Genomic DNA, 20,689 nt, shown 5'->3' with positions numbered 1-20,689 from the left:
ATAAGTTTCTTATTATTTACTTATTTAGAAAGTTGTAATAAGATATTATCGTAAGGTATTGAAAAGTTTGTCTACATTTTATATTCAGACAACTTAGTCACGTTTAACAGGGGGGAAACATAATGGTCAAACATAATCCATTTCAATCACGTGCAACTTTTGAAGTAGATGGAAAAACGTATCATTATTATGATTTGAAAGCGCTTGAAAATGCAGGGGTTGGCAACGTATCTCAATTACCATATTCCGTGAAAGTTTTACTTGAATCAGTACTTCGTCAAGTAGACGGACGTGTAATCACAGAAGAGCATGTTACAAATTTAGCGAAATGGGGAACGAAAGATGTGCAAGATATCGATGTTCCATTTAAACCATCTCGTGTAATTTTACAAGATTTCACTGGTGTTCCAGCTGTTGTTGATTTGGCTTCGCTTCGTAAAGCAATGGCAGACATGGGCGGAGATCCTGACAAAATTAATCCTGAAATTACTGTAGACCTTGTAATTGACCACTCTGTACAGGTTGATAGAGCGGGTACGGCAGACGCGCTTGCATTCAACATGGACTTAGAGTTTAAACGTAATGAAGAACGTTATAAATTTTTAAGCTGGGCACAAAAATCATTTGATAACTACCGTGCGGTTCCACCAGCTACAGGTATTGTACACCAAGTAAACCTTGAATATTTAGCACCAGTTGTTCATGCTGTGAAAAATGCTGAAGGTGACTTAGTTGCATACCCAGATTCATTAGTTGGAACAGACTCACATACAACAATGATTAACGGTATCGGCGTTCTTGGATGGGGCGTTGGTGGTATTGAAGCAGAAGCAGGAATGCTTGGACAGCCTTCATACTTCCCAGTACCTGAAGTAATCGGTGTGAAATTAACTGGTACACTTCCAAGTGGTACTACAGCGACAGACGTTGCATTAAAAGTAACACAAGTATTACGTCAAAAAGGTGTAGTTGGTAAATTTGTTGAGTTCTTCGGTAATGGACTAAAGAGCATGCCTTTAGCTGACCGTGCAACAATTTCAAATATGGCACCAGAATACGGCGCAACTTGTGGATTCTTCCCAATCGATGATATTTCATTAGAATACTTACGTTTAACAGGTAGAGATGAAGAACAAATTCGCGTTGTTGAAGAATACTGTAAAGCGAACGGTTTATTCTATACAGCAGACAGTAAAGATCCAATCTATACTGATCTTGTTGAAATTGATTTAAATACAATTGAATCTAACCTTTCTGGACCGAAACGCCCACAAGATTTAATTCCACTTTCAGATATGAAAGATGCGTTCCACAAAGCTGTTGTAGCACCAGTTGGAACACAAGGACTTGGATTTAATGAGCAAGAGTTCGATAAAGAAGTGAAGGTTACATTAGAAGATAAAGAAGTAACGATGAAAACAGGTGCAATTGCAATCGCAGCAATTACAAGCTGTACAAATACATCAAACCCATACGTATTAATTGGAGCAGGTCTAGTTGCGAAGAAAGCAATTGAAAAAGGACTTGTAGTACCTGAGTATGTAAAAACATCATTAGCACCAGGATCTAAAGTTGTTACAGAGTACTTAGATAAGTCTGGTTTAACAACATATTTAGATCAATTAGGTTTCCAAACAGTTGGTTACGGCTGTACGACTTGTATCGGTAACTCTGGTCCATTAGCGCCAGAATTAGAAGAAGCAATCGCAGCAAACGACTTACTAGTAACATCTGTTTTATCTGGTAACCGTAACTTTGAAGGTCGTATTCATCCACTTGTAAAAGCAAACTACTTAGCATCACCACCACTTGTTGTGGCATATGCACTTGCAGGTACTGTTGATATTGACCTGAAAAATGATGAAATCGGTAAAGATGCAAATGGCAATGCTGTTTACTTCAACGATATTTGGCCATCAGCTAAAGAAATTGAAGATGTAGTTCAAAGCGTTGTTACATCTGAACTGTTCAAGAAAGAATATGCACAAGTATTTAACAGCAATGAGCGTTGGAATGAAATCCAAACTTCAAACGAAGCTTTATATACTTGGGATAATGATTCAACATACATTCAAAACCCACCATTCTTTGAAGGTTTATCTAAAGAACCAGGTGAAGTTGAAACGTTATCAGGCTTACGCGTAGTTGGTAAATTTGGTGACTCTGTAACGACAGACCACATTTCACCAGCAGGTTCAATCGGTAAGCACACACCAGCTGGACGCTACTTATTAGAAAACGGCGTACAACCAGTTGACTTTAACTCTTACGGTTCTCGTCGTGGTAACCATGAAGTTATGATGCGTGGTACATTCGCGAACATCCGTATTAAAAACCAAATTGCACCAGGAACAGAAGGCGGATATACAACATACTGGCCGACTGGTGAAGTAACATCAATCTATGATGCTGCTATGAAATATAAAGAAGATGGCACAGGTCTTCTAGTTGTTGCTGGTAAAGATTATGGTATGGGAAGTTCTCGTGACTGGGCTGCGAAAGGTACTAACTTATTAGGTATTAAAGCAGTAATCGCAGAAAGCTTCGAACGTATTCACCGCAGTAACTTAGTGTTAATGGGTGTATTACCACTTCAATTTAAAGATGGCGAAAGTGCTGAAACGTTAGGTCTTGTTGGTAACGAGTCATTTGAAATTCAAATCGACAAATCAGTTAGACCACGTGATCTTGTAAAAGTAGTTGCAACTGATTTAGATGGCAACGAAAAACAATTTGAAGTAGTAGCTCGTTTCGATAGTGAAGTTGAAATTGATTACTACCGTCACGGTGGTATTCTGCAAATGGTTCTTCGTGAGAAAATTGAAGAATCAAAAGTGTCGAACTAAATAATTGAAATGAACAATAAGGAAGCTAACAATAGTTAGCTTCCTTATTTTATGGAAAGGGATGAAACCATTTGGTTTCATCCCTTTCTTTTTACTATAAAAATGGAGGAAACGTCATGACAGAGTATAAAAGAATATTGTTGCCGTTACGACAAGAGAAAATATTAGTAATAGCAGCTGTATGTAGTGGGATAATTGCTGCCATTTTAAATTTATCACGCCCAATTTTCATGGGATTAATTGTAGACAATCTTATTCAAAGAGAGCTAAAAGGTGCGTATTTATATATAGCTTTGTTTGCGGGTAGTCGCTTTTTAATGTGGGCGAACAATCTTTTATTTGATTATATAAGTTCAAAAGCGAGTCAACGTATATTACAAACGAAACGTATAGAATTATTGCGTCACTATTTCTCATTACCGTTTGAAGAGAGTGAGAAGATTAAGCAAGGAGAGTTAGAAACTTTGGTCGTGTCTGATATTCCGAACTGGGTCAGATTATATGGCTCTATATTAATAGAATATATACACGCTATTGCCCAATTTATTGGAGCTTTCATAGCACTACAACATATAGATATACAGTTTATATTGTGGGTAACTCCGTTTTTATTTTTAAGTACAATTGTTCCAATACTGATGGGAGAAAAGGTAAGAGATATTGCAAGCGTTGCTCAAAAAAATCACTCAAGTGTTGTAGAGATGGTGTCACAGTTTGTAAAGGGGATACAAGATTTGCGGAGTTTACAAAAAGAAAAATGGGCAATTCGCTTATTTAAAAGAGTAACGGCACAATCGTATAAATCGGAAGTAAAGAAGACGATGATGCAACATTGTATTGGAGTAGTTGGAACGGTGATTGAAACAGGAGCATATATCCTTGTTCTCATTATAGGTGCACAAAAAATAATGAGGGGAGAAATAGAAGTTGGTTCACTCATTGCAGTGTTAGCGACAATTGAGATGCTCTTTTTCCCTGTCCGTTATGTGGGCGATTTATTAATAATGACACAAGTTGCAGTCGCTTCGGCAAATAGAACTTTTTGCTTTTTAAATAAACGAGCAGCAGATAACAATGTAGAAAGAGCGATGGGTATCAGGATAACAAATGTTTCATTTCAGGAGAATGACGAAGAGAAATGCAGAATTCGTAATATTGATTTGCAAATTCGTCCTGGTGAACTCGTTATTATTGTGGGAGAAAGCGGTGCAGGAAAAACAACGCTTTTAAAGTTAATAACGGGCTTGTATAAACCATCTAACGGTAGCATTGCTTATTATGGTAATGAAGCTCGTATGACTACAGTTTGGCAAGAACCACGTTTTTTCCGAACGACGGTAACAGAGAATATGTATTTCGGGGAAGAGTGTTTAGAAAATCAGTTAGAAAAAAATAGTGAACTTATAAATGTAACGCCGATTATTAGAGGGTTACCTGAAGGGAGTCAAACTGTGCTACATAAAAGCGGTGAAGAGCTTTCAGGAGGCGAAAGAAAACGTCTCGCATTATTGCGAGCGATTGTATCAAATCCAACTCTTATTATTTTAGATGAACCGACGGCTGGGTTAGATCCAGGCAATCAAGAACTGGTTTGGAATATAATTGAAAGGATAGGGAGAAATGTAACGAGAATTGTGGCAACACATGATGTAGAGAGAGCGATGATAGCAGATTGTGTTGTTGTCATAAAGAATGGGACTATTGTGGAATGTGGGAATCCTAGAGAATTATTAAATTGCAACTCATTGTACAAAGAGTTGCAAACAAAAAGATAAGAGATATGTAATGCCCTTATCTTTATTCCGCTATTTGCCGGGCAGCCCGATTGGTGAGGGCTGATTAAAGTTTCACTTTATTCGTTCTCATTAAGTTGATAAGTATAAGAATTCGGATCACTAGAATTAACTTCTTTGACGAGAGTAAGTTGATTTGTATCTGGATTATATTTGAAAATCTTAATTGTATGTTCGCTACTTAGTAATGGATTATATTCTTGAATAGCGAATGTATTTTCCGCAATTTGTGTCATATTACTGGTGGGAACATTTTCTATGGAATCATGATTTGTAGAAATTTCAACGACTTTTTCACTGTTGAAAAATAAAAGAACGATTACTAAAATAACTAAGCATATTCGTATATAGCGTAGCTCTTTGGTGATAGGGTGTTCTCCCAAAATAATCATCCTTTCTATAACTATTCTATAGTAGTAATGGTAGTCATCGTGAAAAAAGTAATAATGCCGAGGCCTGCCCAAAGGATAAATGAGATTAATGCGATATAGAGACAAATACGTCCAACTTGTTTTTTTTCAGGATCTTTACTAAATAGTGAGATAATCCATGTGATAATTCCGATTGGGGAAAATATAAAACTAAGAATATATAGAAGTATTTTTTCAAATAAATTCATGAGAGCTCCTTTCATTGTAAAATATTATATTTATTTCTAATTATATGATGGAAAGGTAAATATTTCATCATAGTTATAAAAATTCTGATTATTTAGAATGTGAATATTTCCAAGCTTGTCCGTATAAGCTAAAATAAGCTATATAGTATTTTGATGAATGTGTTAAAAGAAGATAATACGTTAGGGTGATATAAAATGTGGCGGAAGCTTACGATTATTGTAGTGTTACTTTGTTTAGCGGGATATGCAGCTTATGAACAGTTTGGTAATAAAGAGCAGGCGGTAAAAGTGAAGCAAGAAAAAAGTGAAGCTGCGATGAAAGAGATTATCGCAAGGAATGGTATTGAAATAGGGAAGAGTGCGCCAGACTTCGAATTAACGAAGTTAGATGGAACGAATGTAAAGCTATCAGATTTAAAAGGAAAGAAAGTGATTTTAAACTTTTGGGCAACGTGGTGTGGACCTTGCCAACAAGAAATGCCTGATATGGAGGCTTTCTATAAAGAACATAAAGAGAACGTAGAAATTTTAGCGGTCAATTATACGCCTTCAGAAAAAGGTGGGGGGGAAGAGAAGGTAAGCAATTTTATTAAAGAAAAAGGAATTACTTTTCCTGTTTTATTGGACAAGAACATTGATGTGACAACAGCGTATAAAGTAATTACGATTCCAACTTCGTATTTTATAGATACAAAAGGTGTCATTCAAGATAAGTTTATTGGGCCGATGACACAAAAAGAGATGGAGAAAAGAGTTGCTAAATTAAAATAATGGTGAAAAGGTAGAGGTGGAGAGTTCCCATTTCTGCCTTTTCTTTTTCAAGTAGTAATCACTTCATGATATGATGTAAGAAATATAACCGTTTATAGATAAAGGAGTGTATGGAGTGGGGAATGTATCCTTACCGTTAGATTATGTTGTAATTGATTTTGAAACAACAGGATTTAACCCTTATAATGATAAAATTATTCAAGTTGCAGCAGTGAAATATCGTAATCATGAATTAGTAGATCAATTTGTTTCATACGTGAATCCAGAGCGGCCAATTCCGGACCGAATAACGAGTTTAACAGGTATTACCAATTATCGCGTTTCAGATGCACCGACGATTGAAGAAGTGTTACCTTTATTTTTAGCATTTTTACATACAAATGTTATTGTGGCTCATAATGCTTCTTTTGATATGCGCTTTTTGAAAAGTAATGTAAATATGCTTGGGTTGCCTGAACCTAAAAATAAAGTAATTGATACTGTATTTTTAGCGAAGAAATACATGAAGCATGCGCCTAATCATAAACTTGAAACGTTAAAACGAATGCTTGGCATTCGTTTAAGCTCTCATAATGCATTTGACGATTGCATTACGTGTGCTGCTGTTTATCAAAAGTGTGCAGCTATTGAAGAAGAAGGGAAACGAAAAGTAAATAAGGTTATGCTTGATGAAACTGCGGTATATGAAGCGGTGAAAGAAATACTTGCATGTAATAAACGGAATGTAGAATGGCTACGTTGTATGAACGTAGGAAGTTATTTAGATATAAAAGCTTTTTATCCAGTTATGAGAGTAAAGGTAAAAGGGCGAAAGAAATATGTATTAACAGAGATATTAGAAGAAGATGTGAAAGAAATATGTACAAGCTTAAAATGTGAACCAGCGTTAAAAAGTGAAGTTGGTAATACGAGAATTATGCTTAATAGCTTAGAGGATGTTATGAGATTAGAAAGTTATATTTTAGAACAGTATGATTTTGTATTACAGGCGCTTCATGATTATAAAGAAAATGAAATGAATGCAGATGAAAAGTTGAAAGAGTATTTAAATATTATGGTATGAAAAACTCCGTGTGCAATATATTGTACACGGAGTTTTTTTAGGAGTACTAAAACATAAAATTTTCTTACAAATCTGATTAAAGAGTTTTTCGTTTGCTTATACTATGTAATAAGAAAGCGAAGGAGAGAGGGTGAACAACATGAGAAGAAGTCGCCGTAAATCGTTTGAAGAACTGGTAAATGAAAATAAACAACAATTATTAAGCGATCGTGATGCAATTGATCGCATTGAAGAGCGCATTGAAAAACGTTATGAAATGAAACTTTTTAAGCAAGCTGAATAATTCTTAACACTAGTACGATACTAGTGTTAAGGAGGCGATAGTAATGGGTAATCCGAAAAAAAATTCAAAAGACTTTGCGCCAAATCATATTGGAACACAATCGAAAAAAGCTGGTGGAAATAAAGGAAAGCAAATGCAAGACCAAACGGGAAAACAACCGATTGTTGATAACGGTTAAAAAGGAGAATGTTATCATTCTTCTTTTTTATGTATAAATTTGAGGAAAGATAGGTAATTTAAGATGGTGTGTATATACAATATTAGGAGGGAAGTACATGCCCAATCCAGATAATCGAAGTGACAACGCTGAAAAGTTACAAGAAATGGTGCAAAATACAGTTGATAACTTTAATGAAGCAAAAGAAACAGCGGAACTTTCTAATGAAAAAGATCGTGCTGCTATTGAAGCAAAAAATCAAAGACGTTTAGAAAGTATTGACTCATTAAAAAGTGAAATCAAAGATGAATCTTAACAAAATGTACAAAAAGGGCTGACTTTTGTCAGCCCTTTTTCGTAATCGTAAAGTTTTCAACAAGTAAACGCCAATTTTGTGGGAATGGTAAACCGATTTTCCAGTAACTAATACCACCTATACCTTGTTCTTTCATTAAATTGAATTTACTTTGAACAGACCGTGAATCTTCAAACCAAACTTCGTGTTGCACGCCGTTTTCATCAAAATAATTAAAATGAGGAGCTTGGGCTGTGAAATCATAACGAATAGGGACATTATATTTACGAGCTAGTGCAACAGCTGCGACAGAGCTAATTGCCTTTGCGGGTGGATTTCCTTGTTTAAATGGAAGCTTCCAATCAAACCCGTATAAATTTTGCCCCATCATAATTTTTTGGGGAGGCATTTGAGATTTTGCATATTGAAGTACTTCTTTCACCGGACCGATAGGAGAAATCGCCATCGGTGGCCCGCCCTGCCATCCCCAGTCATATGTCATAATGACGACGAAATCAACAATTTGCCCTTGCGCTTTATAATCGTGAGCTTCGAAAAATTTTCCCTTTTGATTTGAACTTGTTTTCGGTACGAGAGTTGTGCTCAATGTGTACCCGCTAGGTAAGCGTGTTTTTACATTTCGTAAAAAGCGATTATACGCCTCGCGGTCTTCAGGTGCTACACTCTCGAAATCGAAATGAATGTCTCGCATGCCATATTTTTGAGCTGTTTGCAAAATGTTAGTAATAAATTTGTTTTGAATCGTTGCGTCGCGTAAAATAACCGATGTTAGATCGGCACTGAAATTACCATTTTCAATATTTGTAATAACGAGCATAGGGATTGTTTTACCCTGCGTTGCAATATTAGCGATTTTAGCTGTTTCAGTAGGTTCTTTTAATGTGCCATCTCTTTTTGCCTCAAAACTAAAATAAGCTAAGTATGTTAAAAATGGATTGATGGCACGTGTAGCATTAACTAAACTCTCTTTAATCGGTATAGTGGAAGGCTGTAAATAAGCGATGGATTCTACAGCTCGTTTTGTACCTTTTGGTACGTATAATTGTTGTCCGACATGGAGAATAGATTTTAAAGATAAATTATTAACTTTAGCTAAACTAGCGAGGGGGACATTATATGTTTGAGAGATTCGATATAGGCTGTCACCAGGCTGTACATAATAATTATTCCCTTTCGTATTAACGATAAGTGCCTGACCAACAACGAGCGTTTCAGCTGGATTTAATCCATTGTCTTTTACTATTTCGTCAGGTGTTGATCCATATTTTGATGCCAAGCTATATACGCTATCACCACTACGAACCGTTACAATTTGAATCATATGCTTGCTCCTTTCGGGAAAAGATTCACTATTTTTATTTTATTTTTGATGTCACTGTATTATGATTAAATGTATGCAAGGTAGCAGAAGTGAAAGAAGGCGAATACATATGTTTGTAGCAGAACATGAAGTTGAAATCCGTTATGCGGAAACAGATCAAATGGGTGTTGTTTACCATTCAAACTACTTAGTGTGGCTTGAGTTAGGTCGCACGAAACTTATACAAGATTTAGGTTTTTCATATGTTGAAATGGAGAAAGAAGGAATTATTTCTCCTGTGTTAGATTTACAAATTTCATACCGTAAAGCGATGCGTTACGGAGAAAAAGCAAGCGTAAAAACATGGGTAGATACTGTGAGCCCACTTCGCGTTGTATATGGATATGAAATATATAATGGTGATGGTGAACTGTGTATTACTGCAAGCACAACGAATATTTGTGCGAAAAAAGAAGGGTTCCGCCCTGTATCATTTAAAAAGTTATATCCTGAGTGGTATGCGAAATATGAGGAAATTAAGAAAAAATAAAAAAGCGTGGCAGAAGCCACGTTTTTTTATTTTTCATAATTAAATTGTGGGAAGTCGTCACCTTCGTTAAGTGTAACAGATAAATTATGTCCATCGAAGAACCATTCATCATCGCCTTCAATAAAGAAATTAATACCTTCTTCTTGAATTTGAACAGCAGGATGTGCAGGATCATCTTTACGAATACCTAAAGAAAGTCCTTTTTGCACAGTACTGCAACCACCGTATTGTACGAAAAAGCGTAGTGTTTCATTTGATTGTAAGTTTAATTCAGTTTTATACCATTGTGCTGCTTCTTTTGTTACGGAAAGATTCATGTATAGTTCCTCCAAATTATGTTGCTTTTTCTTTAGTATAAAAAATAACGCAAAAAGACGCTATTAATATGCTTCACGTTTTCTTTTTGCGTTATGTGGGTTACGATCTTATTTTTGCTTTTTTGAAAAGTTTGCTTTTGGTTCAGTTTTATTTATAATTCGTCCGATATTTGCACGGTGTTTATAAATAACCATACCTGCTAATAAACACATCGCAATAATGAAGATTTTATCCCCGCTAACAATGGATGCAATAACAGCAACAACTGCTGTTACCATAGAAGAAAGTGATACGTATCTTGTTGTAAATAAAAGGGTGAAAAATACAACAGCCAATATTGCAAAAACAACTGGTGAATAGCATAATAGCACCCCAGCAGAAGTTGCAACTGCTTTACCACCGCGGAATTTCGCGAAGATTGGATAGACATGTCCAAGAACAGCCGCTAACCCGAACCATAGTGGATGAATATCTAATCCGAAAATCATTGGTAGACTTGTTGCTAATGTCCCTTTTAAAATGTCAGCAATTGTAACGGTAAAACCTGCTTTTTTCCCTAATGTGCGGAATGTGTTTGTTCCGCCTAGATTACCGCTCCCGTGCTCACGAATATCGATTCCGTAGCCGATTTTTCCAACAACTAGTGCAAATGGAATCGAGCCAAGTAAGTAGGCAACGATAAATAAAAGATATGTAGTAACCATAAGTTCAGTCTCCTTTATTCAAATGTGTTGATAAAGGGTAAAAAGAGTTTTTCCCGTCTATTGTACCATACATTTGTAAAGAGCACATTTCTTTTTTGTAAATGAAAAATTCATTATTTCGTGAAAAAAATTTCACAGTAATGTTACATTTCTCACAGAAACAGTAAGACTATATGTAGTAACATTTTAATCAAAAGATAACAACATATTGGTGGAGGGTTATAAATGTTACAAAATAATACACGTGGAGAAGAAGAATTAATGAAAGTGTTTGAGACAATAGTCCACGGCAATGAACAAGATTTGATGCAAGAAAATGCAAATGTAGACGGCCGCTCTCCAATGGGCGTAATGGGAACGTTCGCATCTGAGAGTGCAAAATATTATGCTGTTGAGAATTTATTGTCAGATCAAGTGAAAAAAGCGATAAATGAAAATATATTATATCCACATGATTTAGATTTTTATGCAACAGGAACGACGACTTGTTCACAAATTCCGTTAGCGCAAATGCTTGCTAATGGTTTTCATACTGGACATGGACATATGAGACAACCGCAAGACATTAAAAGTGCATTGGCTCTTTCGTCTATTATTTTTCAAGCGAATCAAAATATGCAGCATGGTGGTCAATCGTTTGCACTCTTTGATATTGATTTAGCACCTTATGTACGAAAAACAATTGAGAGACATAAAAAACGATTACAATCATATCCGCTTACGAAAGAACAAATAGAAGAATTTTCATGGAAAGAAACGGAAAATGATACGTATCAAGCGTGTGAGGCTTTCGTTCATAATTCGAATAGTATGCATAGTAGGGGCGGAGGACAAGTACCGTTTATTTCTATTAATTATGGAACAGATACATCGAAAGAAGGAAGAATGTTAATTAAACAACTTTTAAAAGCGACACAAGCTGGACTTGGTAAAGGAGAGACACCGATTTTTCCGATTCAAATTTTCAAGATGAAAAAAGGTGTGAATTTTGAAGAAAGTGATCCGAACTACGATTTATTTGAATTAGCATTAGAGACAACCGCAGAGCGATTATTCCCTAACTTTTCATTTTTAGATGCTCCGTTTAATGCAGTGCATTATGATGGAAGACCAGAAAGTGAAGTATGTTACATGGGATGTCGTACTCGTGTTATGTCTAATATACATGGAGAAGAAACAGCGATTGGTAGAGGGAATTTATCATTTACGTCTATTAATTTAGTGAAATTAGCGTTAATTAGTGGTTCAAAAGAAGCGTTTTTTGAAGCGCTAAACTATTATTTAGATTTAGGAATTAAGCAGTTATTAGAAAGATTTGCGTATCAATGTACGAAGCGAGCAAGAGATTTTCAGTTTTTATATTCACAAGGTGTATGGCGTGGTGGAGAAACGTTGCAGCCTGAAGACTCCGTAGCCTCGATTTTAAAACAAGGGACGTTAAGTATTGGTTTTATCGGTCTTGCGGAATGTTTAGTAGCTTTAACAGGAAAGCATCATGGGGAAGATGAAGAATCATGGAAACTTGGGTATGAAATTATTTCCTTTATGAGAGATAGAATGGATAAAGCGACAGAAGAACATCAACTGAATTTCTCAGTAATTGCAACTCCAGCAGAAGGATTATCAGGGAAGTTTGTGAAAAAAGATAGAAAAGAATTTGGCGTGATTAGCGGTATAACGAACCATAATTACTATACGAATTCATTCCATATTCCAGTTTATTATAACATTCAAGCGATAAATAAAATCCGTTTAGAAGGCCCGTTTCATGCTCTATGTAACGGGGGACATATTACTTATATTGAACTAGACGGAGCAGCAATGCATAACAAAAAGGCATTAAAACAAATTGTACAAGCCATGGCAGAACATGGCGTTGGATACGGTTCAATTAATCATCCTGTTGACCGTTGTAAGTGCTGTAGTTATCACGGGGTTATTGGGAATGAATGTCCAAGTTGCGGGAATGAAGATGAGGCTAATATAGAAAGAATTCGCCGTATAACAGGCTATCTTGTAGGAGATATGTCAAAGTGGAATAGTGCGAAACGTAGTGAAGAGATAGATCGGGTGAAACATAAATGAAAGTGATGAATATTATTCATGATAGTGTAGTAGATGGAGAAGGATTGCGGACAGTCGTGTTTTTTGCGGGCTGTCCGCATCGTTGCGTTGGTTGCCACAATCCGAAATCGTGGAATATTTGCAACGGAACGGAAATGACAGTAGAAGAAATTGTGAAAGAGATTGCAAGTAATCCATTAACTGATGTAACATTTTCAGGTGGAGATCCATTTTTTCAAGCTGCTGAAGTGAAAATGGTAGCAAAAATCGTGAAAGATTTGAAAAAAAACCTATGGATGTATACAGGTTATACGTTAGAAGAGATACAGAGTTCTCAAAATAATGATATGATAGAGTTGTTACATTATGGGGATGTTTTAGTCGATGGAAGGTTTGAAATTGAGGAAAAAGATTTAACACTTCCATTTCGCGGAAGCTCCAATCAACGTATTATTCGATTGAAAGAGTAAAAAGGCGGGATAGATTATATGAACAAAACGGTATTGCTTGTTGAAGATGAAAGAAGATTACGTGAAATTGTTAGTGATTATTTTCGTAATGAAGGCTTTGAAGTAATCGAAGCAGAAGATGGAAAAAAAGCGTTAGAGTTATTTGCAGAGCATGAAATTGATTTAATTATGTTAGATATTATGTTACCGGAAATAGATGGATGGTCTGTTTGTAGAAGAATTAGAAAAGAATCAGCAGTACCAATTATTATGTTGACAGCACGTTCGGATGAGGATGATACATTGCTAGGTTTCGAATTAGGTGCAGACGAGTATGTAACGAAACCATTTAGCCCGAAAGTATTAGTAGCTCGTGCAAAGACGTTATTGAAACGTGCGGATGGTGCGGTAGGAGTAGCGGAAGAAAATGCTATGTCTTTAGCTGGAATAGAAGTGAATCGTCTATCTAGAACTGTTTTAGTAGATGGAGAAGAAATTATATTGACACATAAAGAATTTGAACTTCTTGTGTATTTAATGGAGAACAAAGGAATTGTGTTATCACGTCAACATTTATTAGACCAGTTATGGGGATATGACTATTACGGTGATGACCGAACGGTTGATACCCATATTAAAAAACTTCGAAATAAGCTAGGAGATAAAGCGAAGCATATCGGTACTGTTATTCGAGTTGGTTATAAATTTGAAGAATAATCTAGAACGATTTGTGTAATTTAGCCTAGGGAAATGGTAATTTTATACTCTCTTTTGAAGGTAAAATGTACAAAAAATACTTTTTTTGTCTACAATGTTAGATAAGTGTATTTTTTTAATTGGATTTCACGATGAGTTCACAAGAAGGACACAAAACGTGACTATACTGAAAATACGAATTCACCAGAGAGGGGAAATAAAACATGGGATATTACGACGGACCAAATTTAAATGAAGAGCATAGTGAAACGAGAGAAGTGAGAAAATCAGGTAGTAAAAAAGGCTATTTCTTCACAGGTTTAGTGGGAGCTGTAGTCGGAGCGGTTTCGATTAGTTTTGCAGCACCATATATGTCATGGGCTCAAAATAATGGAGCGCCAGTATCATCATTTAGTTCGGATTCAAAAGTAGAAGGTACTGTAGTTCCTGTTGTAAATAAAGCGAAAAATGAAACTGATTTACCTGGTATGATTGAAGGGGCGAAAGATGTTGTTGTAGGTGTTATTAATATGCAACAAAGTGTTGATCCATTTGCAATGCAACCGACAGGTCAAGAACAACAAGCCGGTTCAGGATCAGGTGTTATTTATAAAAAAGCAGGAAATAAAGCATATATTGTAACAAACAACCACGTAGTAGATGGAGCAAATAAACTTGCTGTGAAGCTGAGCGACGGAAAGCAAGTTGATGCGAAATTAGTTGGTAAGGACCCTTGGTTAGACTTAGCGGTTGTTGAAATTGATGGATCTAATGTAAATAAAGTTGCCACTTTAGGTGATTCAAGTAAACTTCGTGCGGGTGAAAAAGCCATTGCAATCGGTAATCCACTTGGATTTGATGGAAGTGTAACGGAAGGTATAATCAGTAGTAAAGAACGCGAAATTCCGGTTGATATTGATGGGGATAAACGACCAGATTGGCAAGCACAAGTTATTCAAACGGATGCAGCGATTAATCCAGGTAATAGTGGTGGTGCATTATTTAACCAAAATGGTGAAATAATTGGGATTAATTCAAGTAAAATTGCACAACAAGAAGTTGAAGGAATTGGATTTGCTATTCCAATTAACATCGCAAAACCAGTTATTGAATCTCTTGAAAAAGATGGAGTAGTAAAACGTCCAGCTCTTGGAGTAGGTGTTGTTTCACTAGAAGATGTGCAAGCTTATGCAGTCAATCAATTGAAAGTACCGAAAGAAGTAACAAACGGCGTTGTATTAGGTAAAATTTACCCAATATCACCAGCTGAAAAAGCTGGTTTAGAGCAATATGATATTGTAGTAGCATTAGATAATCAAAAAGTAGAGAATGCTCTTCAATTCCGTAAATATTTATATGAAAAGAAAAAAGTAGGCGAGAAAGTAGAAGTTACATTCTACCGTAACGGTCAAAAAATGACGAAATCGGCTACTTTAGCAGATAATTCAGCTACAAAGAATCAATAATCGAAATAAAAGAAAGTCTCTTTCATATTGAAAGAGACTTTCTTTATCGGCTATACTAAAGGAATAGGAGGGATTAATTATGACAATTGAAAACCCAACTCGTACGGAAATTGGTGAAGTGTTAAAGAAAAGCAAAACAATTGCGGTTGTTGGATTATCAGATAAGCCAGAACGTACATCGTATATGGTTTCAAAAGCAATGCAAGATGCTGGATACCGCATTATTCCAGTTAATCCAACAGTAGATGAGGTGCTCGGAGAAAAGGCAGTTTCTTCACTAAAGGATATTAAGGAACACGTTGACATTGTAAATGTATTTCGTCGCTCAGAGTTTTTAATGGATGTTGCAAAAGAATTTGTAGAGATTGATGCAGATGTTTTTTGGGCACAATTAGGAGTACAAGATGAGGATACATATAAACTTTTAAAAGAAAAAGACTATACTGTAATAATGGATCGTTGTATTAAAGTAGAACATGCGATGACAAAATAGTATAGATTTAAAGGTAGAAAGATTGATTCAGCCCTCATTATAGATAAGTAGGGCCGATGAACGAGGTGTTCATCATGAGATTTTTTAAAGGCTGTTTTTGGGGATTGTTATTTGTAATCCCATTTTGGATCTTGATCATTTGGATCATAATAAAGGTTTGGAATGTGTAATCTTGGAATACATATCCATTTCTCGTTGACAAACGATTATTTTTCTGAAATAGTAGCCTAGAGGAATCCTTGTGAGAAAACAAGGATTTTTCTATTGAAGATGGTATATAAAAGAGATAAGATAACTTGCCAAAACTATAGTCGAGGCGTTATTCTATAATAGAAACATATGTTCTGATTTTGGATTAGGAAAGGGGCAAGGAGTTTGGCGAAGCATCAGTTCCAATATAATGAAGATGCGATTCAAGTGTTAGAAGGACTTGAAGCCGTTCGAAAACGCCCGGGTATGTATATCGGGAGTACGGATAGCCGTGGATTGCATCATTTAGTATATGAAATAGTAGATAACTCCGTTGACGAAGCGTTAGCGGGATTTGGCGACGAAATTTCAGTCGTAATACATAAAGATAATAGTATTAGCGTTATAGATAAAGGGCGAGGAATGCCTACGGGAATGCATAAACTTGGGAAACCTACACCTGAAGTTATTTTAACTGTACTTCATGCAGGTGGTAAGTTTGGTCAAGGTGGCTATAAAACGAGTGGTGGTTTACACGGTGTTGGGGCATCAGTTGTAAACGCTTTGTCAGAATGGTTAGTAGTAACAATTAAGCGTGATGGTAACATTTATGAACAACGTTTTGAAAATGGTGGCGTTCCTGCAACAACGTTAGAGAAAATCGGGAAAACAAAAGAGTCTGGTACGACAATGCACTTCAAACCAGATACAACGATTTTCAGCACGACAAATTACAATTATGAAACATTATGTGAGAGATTACGTGAATCTGCATTCTTATTAAAAGGAATGAAAATCTCGATAAAAGACGAACGTAATGATTTAGAAGATATATTTCATTATGAAACAGGAATCGAAGCTTTCGTTTCATATTTAAACGAAGAAAAAGATTCAATTCACCCGGTTGTATATTTCACTGGTGAACAAAACGGGATTGAAGCAGAACTAGCATTCCAGTTTAATGATGGTTACTCAGAAAATATTCTTTCGTTTGTAAATAACGTACGTACAAAAGATGGTGGAACACACGAAGCTGGATTTAAAACAGCGATGACGCGTGTGTTTAACGAGTATGCTCGTAAAGTAGCACTATTAAAAGAAAAAGATAAAAACTTAGAAGGTACAGATATTCGTGAAGGTGTAGCGGCTATCGTTTCGGTACGTGTACCAGAAGAAGTGCTTCAGTTTGAAGGGCAAACGAAAGGGAAACTAGGTACAAGTGAAGCGCGTTCTTCAATTGATGCCATTGTATCTGAGCATTTAGCATACTTTTTAGAAGAAAACCCTGATGTAGCTACACTTCTTGTGAGAAAAGCAATTAAAGCAGCACAAGCCCGTGAAGCAGCCCGTAAAGCAAGAGAAGAAGCGCGTAGTGGTAAGAAAAAGAAAAAATCAGAAGGTACGTTAAGCGGGAAATTAACACCTGCACAATCACGTAACCCGCAAAAAAATGAACTGTACCTAGTAGAGGGTGACTCTGCCGGTGGTTCTGCGAAACAAGGACGAGACCGACGTTTCCAGGCCGTATTACCGTTACGTGGTAAAGTAATTAATACAGAAAAAGCAAAGCTTGCTGATATCTTTAAAAATGAAGAGATTAATACAATCATTTATGCGATTGGCGGCGGTGTAGGAAATGAATTTGATGTTGAAGATATTAACTACGATAAAGTTGTAATTATGACCGATGCCGATACGGATGGGGCTCATATTCAAGTATTGTTATTAACGTTCTTCTACAGATATATGAAGCCACTTATCGAAGCTGGTAAAGTATTTATCGCACTTCCTCCTTTATACAAAGTAAGTAAAGGAAAAGGTAAGAGTGAGGTAATTGAATACGCTTGGTCAGATGAGGAATTAGACGGTGTAACGAAAAAAGTTGGAAAAGGCTATATGTTACAACGTTATAAAGGACTTGGTGAAATGAATGCGGATCAATTATGGGAAACAACAATGAATCCTGAAACGCGTACATTAATTCGCGTGAAAATTGATGATGCAGCAAGAGCAGAGCGTCGCGTTACAACATTAATGGGCGATAAAGTAGAACCGCGCCGTAAATGGATTGAACGTAATGTACAGTTTGGTATGCAAGAAGAAGGAAATATTTTAGAAAATGAAATGATTATGGAGACGGAGGTGGAATAACATGCAAGCAGAGAAGTTTCATGACCTCCCGCTTGAAGACGTGTTAGGTGATCGCTTTGCACGTTATAGTAAATATATTATTCAAGATCGTGCACTTCCAGATGCACGTGATGGCTTAAAGCCAGTACAAAGACGTATTTTATATTCTATGTATGTAGAAGGTAATGTACATGATAAAGCGTTTCGTAAATCAGCTAAAACAGTAGGTAATGTTATCGGTAATTATCATCCACATGGAGATTCCTCTGTATATGAAGCAATGGTACGCTTAAGCCAAACTTGGAAAGTACGTAATGTTTTAGTTGAAATGCATGGTAATAACGGTAGTGTTGATGGGGACCCAGCGGCAGCGATGCGTTATACGGAAGCTCGTTTATCACCAATCGCATCTGAATTATTACGTGATCTTGATAAAGAAACAGTTGAATTCGTGTCAAACTTTGATGATACGAGTGAAGAACCAGTTGTATTACCAGCAGCGTTCCCGAATTTATTAGTGAACGGATCTACAGGGATTTCCGCTGGTTATGCAACAGAAATTCCTCCGCATCATCTTGGAGAAGTTATTGATGCTACAATGATGCGTATCGATAAGCCAAATAGTACTGTTGACGATTTATTAACAGTTATGAAAGGACCAGATTTCCCAACAGGTGGTATTATTCAGGGGATTGATGGTATTAAAAAGGCGTATGAAACAGGTAAAGGTAAAATTATTATTCGCGGAAAAGCAGAAGTTGAAACAGTGCGCGGTGGGAAACAACAAATTGTAATCACTGAAATTCCTTACGAAGTGAATAAGGCAAACCTTGTAAAGAAAATGGATGAATTACGTCTAGATAAAAAGTTAGATGGTATTGCTGAAGTGCGTGATGAGACAGATCGTACTGGTTTACGAATTGTTGTTGAATTAAAGAAAGAAGCAAACTCCGAAGGTATTTTAAATTATTTATATAAAAATACAGATTTGCAAATTCCATATAACTTTAATATGGTAGCGATCAATAATCGTCGTCCAACACTTATGACATTACCGAAAATTTTAGATGCTTATATTGGACATCAAAAAGAGGTTATTACGAGACGTTCGCAATATGAATTAAGAAAAGCAGAAAATCGTCAACATATTGTAGAAGGTTTAAAGAAAGCATTATCGATTTTAGACCAAGTAATTGAGACAATTCGAGCTTCAAAAGATAAACGTAACGCGAAAGATAATTTAAGTGCAAAATTTGGCTTTACAGAAGCACAGGCAGAAGCAATTGTTTCCTTGCAATTATATCGCTTAACGAATACAGACATTACGGCGTTACAAGAAGAAGCAGATGAGCTTAATAAGAAAATTATTGAGCTACAGGCAATTTTACAAAGTGAAAAAAGATTACTTCAAGTAATTAAAACAGATTTAAAGAGAGTTAAGAAAACATATAGTGATGATCGACGCGCGATTATTGAAGATCAAATCGAGGAAATTAAAATCGATGTAGAAGTGATGATCCCACAAGAAGATGTCATCGTTACTGTAACGAAAGAAGGATATGTGAAACGTACTGGATGGCGCTCACATAATGCCTCAAACGGCAAAGACTTCGGTATGAAAGAGGGTGACATCTTACTTGAACGATTCGATACGAATACGACAGAGACAGTCCTCTTATTTACGAATAAAGGAAACTATATATATCTGCCAGTATACGAAATGCCAGATATTCGTTGGAAAGATTTAGGTCAGCACGTTGCTAATATCGTTTCACTCGACCGGGATGAAACAATCATTTGGGCAACGGTTGTACCGAACTTTGAGGAAGAAAAACGATTTATCGTATTTGTAACACGAAATGGTATGATAAAGAAAACAGAATTAAATCAATATAAAGTTCAGCGTTATTCAAGGGCATTCGTTGCTGTAAACTTGAAAAAAGATGATGAAGTTGTCGATATATTTGCGACAGATGGAACGAGTGATATTGTTCTTGCTACACACGGTGCATATGCACTTATTTTCCATGAAGATGAAGTAAGTCCAGTCGGTGTAAGAGCTGCTGGTGTTAAAGCAATTAATTTAAAAGAAGATGACTATGTCGCTTCTGGTAAACCGTTAAATGGTGACAAAGATCAACTTATTCTCGTAACACAGCGCGGTGCTGTAAAACGTCTAAAAGCATCAGAAATTGAAAAGTCAACGAGGGCGAAACGCGGTCTTGTTATTTTCAAAGAATTAAAACGTAATCCGTACCGCATTGTCGGTATTGAAATTGTTCGGGACGATGAATTAGTTTACATGAAGACAGAGAAAAACATTGTAGAAGAGATTGATCCGAAAGCGTATCGAAATAAAGACCGGTATAGTAATGGTAGCCTTGTGCTAGATGTTAATGATACTGGTGAAGTAGTAGAAACGTGGACGAAGAAAAGACCAGAATAAAGAGGGCATCTTGCTATGAATAGTAGCAAGATGCTT

The 20,689-nt window shown here is 36.2% G+C and carries 20 protein-coding genes; 15 read left to right on the top strand and 5 right to left on the bottom strand.

Annotated features, from left to right (window positions below; all coding sequences use genetic code 11):
- Positions 1–122 precede the first annotated feature (122 nt).
- Both acnA and MHH55_RS12070 read left to right on the top strand, forming a co-directional pair.
- Positions 123–2,846 (top strand): aconitate hydratase AcnA, encoded by a 2,724-nt coding sequence (acnA, locus tag MHH55_RS12075; protein ID WP_000238564.1) that lies wholly within the window; start codon positions 123–125, stop codon positions 2,844–2,846.
- Between the two features lie 116 nt (positions 2,847–2,962).
- Positions 2,963–4,621: an ATP-binding cassette domain-containing protein gene (locus MHH55_RS12070; RefSeq protein ID WP_139362417.1), complete on the top strand. Its 1,659-nt coding sequence runs from the start codon at positions 2,963–2,965 to the stop codon at positions 4,619–4,621.
- Between the two features lie 77 nt (positions 4,622–4,698).
- On the opposite strand, the gene MHH55_RS12065 is transcribed toward MHH55_RS12070, so the two are convergent.
- Positions 4,699–5,031: a YmzC family protein gene (locus MHH55_RS12065; RefSeq protein WP_074555548.1), complete on the bottom strand. Its 333-nt coding sequence runs from the start codon at positions 5,029–5,031 to the stop codon at positions 4,699–4,701.
- An 11-nt stretch (positions 5,032–5,042) separates the two neighbouring features.
- Positions 5,043–5,258 carry a hypothetical protein gene (locus MHH55_RS12060; protein ID WP_001047912.1) on the bottom strand — a complete coding sequence of 72 codons (216 nt, stop codon included), beginning with the start codon at positions 5,256–5,258 and terminating at the stop codon, positions 5,043–5,045.
- Between the two features lie 195 nt (positions 5,259–5,453).
- Between MHH55_RS12060 and MHH55_RS12055 the strand changes: the two genes are divergently transcribed.
- From MHH55_RS12055 to tlp, 5 genes are all read left to right on the top strand, one after another.
- On the top strand, positions 5,454–6,029 hold the full coding sequence (locus MHH55_RS12055) for a redoxin domain-containing protein (RefSeq protein WP_000269085.1): 576 nt from the start codon (positions 5,454–5,456) through the stop codon (positions 6,027–6,029).
- Positions 6,030–6,144: 115 nt separating this feature from the next.
- Positions 6,145–7,092 (top strand): 3'-5' exonuclease, encoded by a 948-nt coding sequence (locus MHH55_RS12050; RefSeq protein WP_061457590.1) that lies wholly within the window; start codon positions 6,145–6,147, stop codon positions 7,090–7,092.
- 139 nt (positions 7,093–7,231) lie between these two features.
- Positions 7,232–7,375: an FbpB family small basic protein gene (locus tag MHH55_RS12045; protein ID WP_001254699.1), complete on the top strand. Its 144-nt coding sequence runs from the start codon at positions 7,232–7,234 to the stop codon at positions 7,373–7,375.
- A gap of 43 nt (positions 7,376–7,418) precedes the next feature.
- The gene (gene sspN, locus MHH55_RS12040; RefSeq protein WP_000527987.1) at positions 7,419–7,553 is read left to right on the top strand and encodes an acid-soluble spore protein SspN; all 135 of its coding nucleotides are present in this window, start codon (positions 7,419–7,421) and stop codon (positions 7,551–7,553) included.
- A gap of 97 nt (positions 7,554–7,650) precedes the next feature.
- On the top strand, positions 7,651–7,848 hold the full coding sequence (tlp, locus tag MHH55_RS12035) for a small acid-soluble spore protein Tlp (RefSeq protein ID WP_001133511.1): 198 nt from the start codon (positions 7,651–7,653) through the stop codon (positions 7,846–7,848).
- Positions 7,849–7,876: 28 nt separating this feature from the next.
- Here the strand turns inward: tlp and MHH55_RS12030 are convergent, their stop codons facing one another.
- Positions 7,877–9,169: a glycosyl hydrolase family 18 protein gene (locus MHH55_RS12030; protein WP_000614858.1), complete on the bottom strand. Its 1,293-nt coding sequence runs from the start codon at positions 9,167–9,169 to the stop codon at positions 7,877–7,879.
- Between the two features lie 109 nt (positions 9,170–9,278).
- Between MHH55_RS12030 and MHH55_RS12025 the strand changes: the two genes are divergently transcribed.
- Positions 9,279–9,698, top strand: a complete 420-nt coding sequence (locus MHH55_RS12025) for an acyl-CoA thioesterase (RefSeq protein WP_000495817.1) — start codon at positions 9,279–9,281, stop codon at positions 9,696–9,698.
- A gap of 26 nt (positions 9,699–9,724) precedes the next feature.
- Here MHH55_RS12025 and MHH55_RS12020 read toward each other — a convergent pair whose 3' ends face one another.
- Together MHH55_RS12020 and plsY are read right to left on the bottom strand one after the other, a co-directional pair.
- Positions 9,725–10,015, bottom strand: a complete 291-nt coding sequence (locus MHH55_RS12020; RefSeq protein WP_001054455.1) for a HesB/YadR/YfhF family protein — start codon at positions 10,013–10,015, stop codon at positions 9,725–9,727.
- A gap of 108 nt (positions 10,016–10,123) precedes the next feature.
- Complete coding sequence (gene plsY, locus MHH55_RS12015; protein WP_000258974.1) at positions 10,124–10,720, bottom strand: glycerol-3-phosphate 1-O-acyltransferase PlsY; 597 nt, start codon at positions 10,718–10,720, stop codon at positions 10,124–10,126.
- Positions 10,721–10,945: 225 nt separating this feature from the next.
- Here plsY and MHH55_RS12010 point away from each other — a divergent pair, with 225 nt between their 5' ends.
- From MHH55_RS12010 to parC, 7 genes are all read left to right on the top strand, one after another.
- Positions 10,946–12,805 (top strand): anaerobic ribonucleoside triphosphate reductase, encoded by a 1,860-nt coding sequence (locus MHH55_RS12010; RefSeq protein ID WP_046392948.1) that lies wholly within the window; start codon positions 10,946–10,948, stop codon positions 12,803–12,805.
- The gene (gene nrdG, locus MHH55_RS12005; protein ID WP_000867081.1) at positions 12,802–13,254 is read left to right on the top strand and encodes an anaerobic ribonucleoside-triphosphate reductase activating protein; all 453 of its coding nucleotides are present in this window, start codon (positions 12,802–12,804) and stop codon (positions 13,252–13,254) included. Before MHH55_RS12010 ends, nrdG begins: the two co-directional genes overlap by 4 nt.
- A gap of 18 nt (positions 13,255–13,272) precedes the next feature.
- Positions 13,273–13,950, top strand: a complete 678-nt coding sequence (locus tag MHH55_RS12000; protein ID WP_001044679.1) for a response regulator transcription factor — start codon at positions 13,273–13,275, stop codon at positions 13,948–13,950.
- A gap of 203 nt (positions 13,951–14,153) precedes the next feature.
- A complete protein-coding gene (locus MHH55_RS11995) occupies positions 14,154–15,395 on the top strand; it encodes a S1C family serine protease (protein ID WP_078186354.1) in 1,242 nt (413 codons plus the stop codon).
- Between the two features lie 79 nt (positions 15,396–15,474).
- Entirely contained in the window at positions 15,475–15,888 is a 414-nt protein-coding gene (locus tag MHH55_RS11990) for a CoA-binding protein (RefSeq protein ID WP_000151390.1), read from the top strand.
- Between the two features lie 375 nt (positions 15,889–16,263).
- On the top strand, positions 16,264–18,228 hold the full coding sequence (gene parE / locus MHH55_RS11985) for a DNA topoisomerase IV subunit B (RefSeq protein WP_001062194.1): 1,965 nt from the start codon (positions 16,264–16,266) through the stop codon (positions 18,226–18,228).
- A 1-nt stretch (position 18,229) separates the two neighbouring features.
- Positions 18,230–20,653, top strand: coding sequence for a DNA topoisomerase IV subunit A (gene parC / locus MHH55_RS11980; protein WP_001147470.1), 2,424 nt, complete (start codon positions 18,230–18,232; stop codon positions 20,651–20,653).
- The last annotated feature ends 36 nt before the right edge of the window (positions 20,654–20,689 follow it).

Source organism: Bacillus sp. FSL K6-2944 (assembly GCF_038005385.1).
Lineage (GTDB): Bacteria > Bacillota > Bacilli > Bacillales > Bacillaceae_G > Bacillus_A > Bacillus_A cereus.
The sequence above is the reverse complement of the archived record's forward strand: the minus strand, read 5'-3'. Positions and strand labels throughout refer to the sequence as shown.